Source organism: Bifidobacterium jacchi (assembly GCF_009078285.1).
Taxonomy (GTDB): Bacteria; Actinomycetota; Actinomycetes; order Actinomycetales; family Bifidobacteriaceae; genus Bifidobacterium; species Bifidobacterium jacchi.
In genome coordinates, this window is the sequence record NZ_RQSP01000012.1 from 61398 (window position 1) to 68107 (window position 6710).

Here is a 6710-nt window from a genome sequence, read left to right on the forward strand (position 1 = left end):
TCGTGTATGATCTGGAGTTCTCTTACCCTAGGAATCGTGGTATTATTTCTGGAAAACGTTGTGATTCCAAGGAAGATGCCAAATGATCTATAGAAGGAAAACCTATGATGCGCTTCTGCGTTGGCGGAAGGAATCCAATGGGCGTACGGCGTTGATGATTGAAGGCGCTCGGCGAGTCGGGAAAAGCACGATAGCCGAGGAATTCGCCAAACGCGAGTATCGATCATATGTGCTGATCGATTGGCAGAAAGCGCCGACTGCTGTGCGCGATTCGTTGTTGAACAATCTTGATGATCTCGATTCTCTATTCATGGATTTGTCCGTTTATTACGGGGTCCGCCTGTATGAGAGGGAGACGCTGTTCATCTTCGACGAGGTGCAGCTGTTTCCGTTTGCGCGCAGTGCGGTGAAGCATCTTGTGGCCGATGGACGATACGATTATCTGGAAACGGGATCGCTGATTTCGATGCGGAAGAACGTTGAAGGCATCCTCATCCCCTCGGAAGAGGAATCGATAAGTATGTTTCCCATGGATTTTGAAGAGTTCCTGTGGGCTTGCGGCGAGGATTTGCTCGCTGAAGCGATTCGGGAGGCTTTTGCCGCCAAGAAGGCGCTATCGCCGTTGTTGGACCGGAAGGCGGAACGCTTGTGGCGTGAATACATGCTGATAGGTGGCATGCCTCAGGCGGTGGAGCGCTATCTCGAAACGTCGGACATGGGCATGGTGGATCGTGTAAAACGGCAGATTCTTCGTCTGTATATGCAGGATATCGAAAAGTATGGCGGTGGTGATGCCGATCGTGTGCGTCGCATCTTCGGCGAGATACCAGGGCAGCTTTCAAAACATGAGAAGAAGTTCACCTTGGCGGCGGTGGATTCCGATGCGCGGTCTCGTGACTATCGGGATGCGTTCTTCTGGTTGGATGACTCCTACTTGGTCAACCGGTGCGTGAACGCCACGGATCCTCGTGTGGGATTGAGCCTCTATCAGGAGGATTCCTCCATGAAATGCTATATGGGTGATACCGGTCTGCTCGTCACCATGGTGTTCGGTGATCGCGATTACACATCGAATGAGCTGTATCGTGATGTTCTGTTCGGAAAATTGGAGACCAATGAGGGGATGCTGGTGGAAAACGTCGTGGCGCAGCAGTTTCGTGCAGCTGGGCATCGGCTGTTCTTCTACTCCCGGTATTCCCGTCAGGCATCGGAACGCATGGAGGTTGATTTTCTGCTCGTAAAGCAATATGGAAACGCGGCGGGCAGAATGCGGGTCTGTCCTGTCGAAGTCAAATCGACCAAGCGATATTCCACTGTTTCCTTGGATAAATTCAAAGCGAAGTTCGATTCTCGAATCGGAATGCAATACGTGCTGCATCCGAAGCCGCTGAAGGCTGACGGTGATCGGTTGTATCTGCCGCTGTACATGGCGCATTGCCTGTAATAGGGAGGAGCTCGGCCGCCGCGGGATCGAGGACGACGATGTTGCGCTCGTCAGCACCGCGCCGACATATCACGCCGATGCAGCGCTTCCGGGGGGCAAACTTTGCTTTTTCGTCTACAATGCCCCCCGGAAGCGACCTGTGTGACCTGTGTGATTGTCCGTCACCGCATCCAACACAATCCAACACAGATAATGAGTCTTCGCAATCAGCCCAGCGGTTTGACCATAGTCGTGGTGTGGCTTTGCGTCACCGGTTCGTGCCACCGGTCGATGCGCGTAAGACGCAGTGACTACCGACTTGTTGACTAATCGTCATACAGATTCTCGCCTGAAACCAGCACAACGTGCGCGTCGATGCCGGCCAATTGCCGCAATGCCGGCTCGAATCCGTTGAGTGCGAACAGATAATAGTAGATGTCGTGCGCCGCGAATGGTCCCGCTTTGCCTTGTAGTGTCCGTAGGATGGCGGTGTCCACTTGCTTGTTGCGGAACTTGCATTCGCCGAGTATCAGCTGGTCGCTGTTTCGGCTGGTCGCCACCACATCGATTTCGTCGCGGCCGTTCCACCATCGGCCGATGTCGGCGGCGCGGAATGGCAGCCTTCCGGCGATGCTTTCGGCATGAAGCCATTGCGCGCATATTCTCTCGTATGGGGTTGCGGCGAAGTCATGGAGCATGGGCTGGATATCGTGCGTCCAGACGCCGCTGACATCACCCATGTCAAGGTCGGAACGATTGGGGAACACGAATGCGTACCAGAAGCGGAAGAAGCCGTCGATGACCCGGTACAGGCCACGCATTCCCTTGGAGCGCTCCACCATTTTCGATCCCACGGGGAATTCTCGTTCAAGAATGCCGACCTCCACGAGATTGCCGATGTATACGCTTGTTTTCTGCGCGGACAGCATCACGCGATTGGCGATGTCACTCAGCTGGGTTGCGCCCATTGCCACGGCTTGAATGATCGCATTGTAGACGGCGATCTCACGGAATTCCTGTCTCATGAGGAATTCGGTTTCGCTGTATAGCGCCGCGCCTTTTGTCAGGATGCGTTGCCTGATGTTGGTCTCGAGGTTTTCGTCAGGGTCGAATTGCGCGAGATAGTGGGGAATGCCGCCCAATACCGAATAGGCGAGTATGCGGTCTTCCGCACTGTAACGTGGCAGAAACTCGGCCGCCTCGCGATACGTCATCGGCTCCAATTTGAGGATGCCGGTCGCGCGCCCGTACAATGGGGCCTTTTGAGAGAGCAGCTCCTTTTCGATGAAGCTCATTGCGCTACCGCAGATCACGATCATCACATTGCCGTGACGCAGCGTATGATCCCATAGATTCTGCAGTACCGATGGCAGTGAAGGATCGGATTTGACCAGATACGGGAACTCGTCAAACACAACCAGTTTGCGGGCGTCTCCGAATGGCAGAGAGTCGATGTCCTGTAATGCGCTCTGCCAGTCCGCATATTGGCTTATATATCGCCCGGCTGGGGCGCCTGCCTCGAACATCTGACGGGAAAACGACGCGAGCTGTTCCTCCTTGGTTGATGCTTGCGCCGCGAAGAACACGCACTGCTTGCCGGCTGCGAACTTGGACAGTGTTTCCGTTTTGCCGACTCTTCGTCGGCCGTAGAGGAATACGAGTTGTGCCTTCTTGTCTGCATAGCAGGATTCAAGGAATTCAAGTTCGCGGGTTCTGCCGATGAACGTCATAGTCAAATCATAATTTGTCAAATCACGATTTGTCAAATCACGATTTGATAAATCATGATTTGATAAATCATGATTTGATAAATCAGCGCATTGCCTGTAATGGGGGCTTGGCCGCCGTGGGCCACAGGTTGCACGTGCCTGCGTCCCTCATCCGGATGCGGTGAGAGACCTCGAACCTCTCCCGGTTCCTTGGTCATGCGTCGGCGAGCCTCCGACGCATGTATTCGCTGCGGCTGATGTGGTAGCGCTTGGCGGCGGCGTTGACGCGGGCGAGCTGGCTTGCGGGCATCTTGATGGTGACGCTGACCATTGGATCGTCGTCACGGTTCGCGATCATGTGCAGCCCGTAATGGACGGGCCCGGTGATTCCGTGGTCGGCGGTCTCGCTCTCCATCCGCTCCACGTCGCCCTCGACCTGCTTCTCGGTCATGCCGAACTTCGTCAGCAGTTCCCTGTCGCGTTCGCTGAAATCGCTCATCGGTTCCTCCCTTTGCCGTTCAGCTCGTTGATCTCGTTGATGGTCTTGCGCGTCGGCGGCGTCATAGCGTGATAGATCAGCACCATGTCACCCTTCTGCTTGTAGACCATCTCCACGTCCCGTCCGTGCTGGTCGAGTCCGATGCACGCCCATGTGTCGTTGTCGCGCTGTGCATCGATCATGACGCTGTGGAATGCCGTCAGCACGTCTTCGGAGGTCAGTTCGGGATGCCGCTCATGTACTCTCGGCAACACGTAGATCTCCAATGTCGTACCCCCGCTTGTCATCCCAAAGCCAGCGATGTCATATCAGTGTAACACCTAGGTATTACCGAAGATCGGTCATCGAAGATCGGTTACATGCCTCCCTTGAAAAAACTGACGGCGATCGGTTGCATCTGCCGCTGTACCTGGCGCATTGCCTGTAATGGGAACTTGATCGCCGTGGAGTCGAGGTCGACGTTGTGCGCCGCCAATGCTGCACCAATTGATGCTCGTCAATCGATCCTTCAGAAAAGTGTGTAGAACCGGTCTCTACTCCTTCAGAAAAGTGTGTAGAACAGGTCTATACTCCTTCAGAAAAGTGTGAGACAAGCCAATAGGTACGAGTCGCGGCATTCACGGTTGGCGATCGGCGTTGTCGAGCATCGGGGCGTGGCCGTCGTCGTATGCGCGAATCAGTCGTCGCAACAGGAACGTGGTGAAATAGGGCGCGGTGAACACATGCTCGCTGCTGCCGATGTTTCCGGCAGTCAGTTTGATGCCGAAGCGGATGTCGGGGTAGGAGTCCGAGGCTATGAGCGTGCGTAGTGATTTGGCCGTGCCGTTCTTCGCTTTCACCTCGACCGGAACCAGATGGTTCCTGGTACGTACGAAGAAATCTTGTTCCAGCGTCGAGTTCTCCCGCTTGTAGTAGAAGAGGTCGTAACCCTGCTTTTTCAGCGCCTCGCTCACGATGCTTTCGTAGAGGGCACCCTTGTAGACGCCTAGATTGCGGTTGGCGCGCAGGTCCTCGCTGGCTTCGTCGTCGAGCATGGCCACGAACAGACCGGTGTCGCCGAAGTAGAGCTTGAACCTGTTCTCGTCGTAGTTGCCCTTCAGCGGAAGCTCCGGATACGACATGCAATAGCAGACATTGACCATGCCGGAAGTCTCCAGCCATTCAACACATCCGCGGTAGTCCTTGAACCGTGCGCCGTGCGCGACCTTGCTGATCTGGAACTTCTTGTTCTCCCTGGCGAGCTGCACGGGAATGTGGTTGAACACATTCAGTATGCGCGCTTGGTCTAGTCCTTGGGCATACTTGCGGATATCCTCCTGATAATCCAGTACGAGCTGGCGTTGCATCTTGAGCGTCCCCTCGAACGTGCCTTTCTCGATGTAGGAGGCGACGACCTCCGGCATGCCGCCCAGCGTGCAATAGTCAAGGAACAGAGACGAGAAGACATCCATCTGCGCGGCCGAGAACGGGCGTGCAGTGATGAGATGTCCGAGCATGTCGTCGATTACGTCGTCGCCGTATCCGCGCGCCCACAGGAATTCCTCGAAGTCCAACGAGCGCATTTCATAATCGGTCTTGTAGCCCACGCTGTTGCTCTCTATCCGCGTGTAGCCGATGCCGAGCATGGATCCGCTGCAGATTACGTCGAACCTGCCGTCGATCTTGAAGAACTTGAGCGCCGTGGCGATGTCTGGAAACTCCTGCATCTCGTCGAAGAACAGCAGGGTCTTGCCCGCCGGGAACCGCTTGGAAGGGTCGATTAGCGAGATGTTGCGCACGATCGCGTCGGCACCGTAACCATCGGAGGTGATCGTCCGATACTGCGGTTCTTCCACGAAGTTGATTTCCACGACGCTCTCGTAATGCTGTGCCGCGAACCGACGAATTGTTTCGGTCTTGCCTACCTGCCTCGGCCCCTTGATGATGAGCGGTTTGCGCCCCGGGTCGGCCTTCCACTCGTCAAGGCGTGCGTCGGCTTTGCGTTTGAGATACGCCATAGGGGCCCCTTTCGTTGCGGACGATATGGCCACCATACTCCGATACAACATTTCATGAGCGAGTTTTTCTTGAAGATTCACATTTTATGAGCGAGTTTTACGGTATTTACAACATTTTATGAGCGAGTTTTCTTGGAATCGGCCGGTATCGACTCGGCCCTGCTGTGATCAGCCCCTGCTGCACAAGAATGGGCGGTGGGGCATGTGATCCATCGTTAGGCATGGAACAGCGTGGTTAGCGTCTTGTTTCTTCTGGCCAACGGCAGTATTGCCAGCGCGGCGATCAGCGTGGCCAACGATACGAGGATGAAGCAGGTGATGTTGCGGTCGATGATCACATAGTCAGTTCGTGCGATCAGGAACATGAAGAACCTGACCGCATAGCAATGAATCAGATAGATGATCGCGCCGGTGGTTCGCAGCGTGGGATGCGCGTTGCCGGTTCGGCGAATTGCCAATGCCACGGTCGAGACGATGGCGAGCGCCGAGAAGGGCAGCATACCACTCGGATTGATGGTGATGGATCCAAGCAGTCCCAAGCAGAACGCGGCCCACAACGCCGGCGTCGGAATTGATGCCAGTCTGTCCTTGTATATCGCGATCATTGCGCCGCAGCACACGTAGAACATGCCGACGAACACCACGTTGCGCGTATCGTTGAACGTCCATCGATACAATGTTGCGATGATCGCAGACTGGCGAACCGCCGATGGGAGAACGTTGCCGATCAAAGTCAGCGCTGCGGCGATGCAGAACGGCCACAACATGGCGATGCGATGTCGTACGCACCAATACAGCACCAGATACGCGTATCCCAATGCGAGCAGGTACCACAGTTGCGGTGAACCGTCCCACATGCCGCTGAACATGAGGATGCGCACGTAGTCGAGCATGAACGTGGCGTTCAGGTTCCCTGCTGCGTGCGCAAGAGCGAGATTCAGCGGCAGATAGATCAGAACCCATGCCCCATACATGATGAAGATGGTCTTTGCAGACTTCGTCAAGCGGCGCTCCATCATGGTACGGGGCGGATTTTAGTGGTGGTTGCAACACCTGTGTGTTTTGCCGCTCTTGATGGCGGT

General features: G+C 55.3%; 7 protein-coding genes. 1 reads left to right on the plus strand and 6 read right to left on the minus strand.

Features of this window, described 5'->3' with window-relative positions; genetic code table 11:
- Positions 1 to 85 precede the first annotated feature (85 nt).
- Complete coding sequence (locus EHS19_RS05005; protein ID WP_151916698.1) at positions 86 to 1444, plus strand: ATP-binding protein; 1359 nt, start codon at positions 86 to 88, stop codon at positions 1442 to 1444.
- 305 nt (positions 1445 to 1749) lie between these two features.
- On the opposite strand, the gene EHS19_RS05010 is transcribed toward EHS19_RS05005, so the two are convergent.
- From EHS19_RS05010 to EHS19_RS05030, 6 genes are all read right to left on the minus strand, one after another.
- Positions 1750 to 3153 carry an ATP-binding protein gene (locus tag EHS19_RS05010; protein WP_151916690.1) on the minus strand — a complete coding sequence of 468 codons (1404 nt, stop codon included), beginning with the start codon at positions 3151 to 3153 and terminating at the stop codon, positions 1750 to 1752.
- A 32-nt stretch (positions 3154 to 3185) separates the two neighbouring features.
- Entirely contained in the window at positions 3186 to 3350 is a 165-nt protein-coding gene (locus EHS19_RS10745; RefSeq protein WP_175578316.1) for a hypothetical protein, read from the minus strand.
- Entirely contained in the window at positions 3347 to 3631 is a 285-nt protein-coding gene (locus EHS19_RS05015; protein WP_151916691.1) for a type II toxin-antitoxin system HicB family antitoxin, read from the minus strand. The genes EHS19_RS10745 and EHS19_RS05015 overlap by 4 nt, the downstream gene beginning before the upstream one ends.
- Positions 3628 to 3885, minus strand: coding sequence for a hypothetical protein (locus tag EHS19_RS05020; RefSeq protein ID WP_241677087.1), 258 nt, complete (start codon positions 3883 to 3885; stop codon positions 3628 to 3630). Before EHS19_RS05020 ends, EHS19_RS05015 begins: the two co-directional genes overlap by 4 nt.
- 363 nt (positions 3886 to 4248) lie before the next feature.
- Positions 4249 to 5628, minus strand: a complete 1380-nt coding sequence (locus EHS19_RS05025) for an ATP-binding protein (protein WP_151916692.1) — start codon at positions 5626 to 5628, stop codon at positions 4249 to 4251.
- A 215-nt stretch (positions 5629 to 5843) separates the two neighbouring features.
- Positions 5844 to 6632 carry a hypothetical protein gene (locus EHS19_RS05030; RefSeq protein ID WP_151916693.1) on the minus strand — a complete coding sequence of 263 codons (789 nt, stop codon included), beginning with the start codon at positions 6630 to 6632 and terminating at the stop codon, positions 5844 to 5846.
- Between the last annotated feature and the right edge of the window lie 78 nt (positions 6633 to 6710).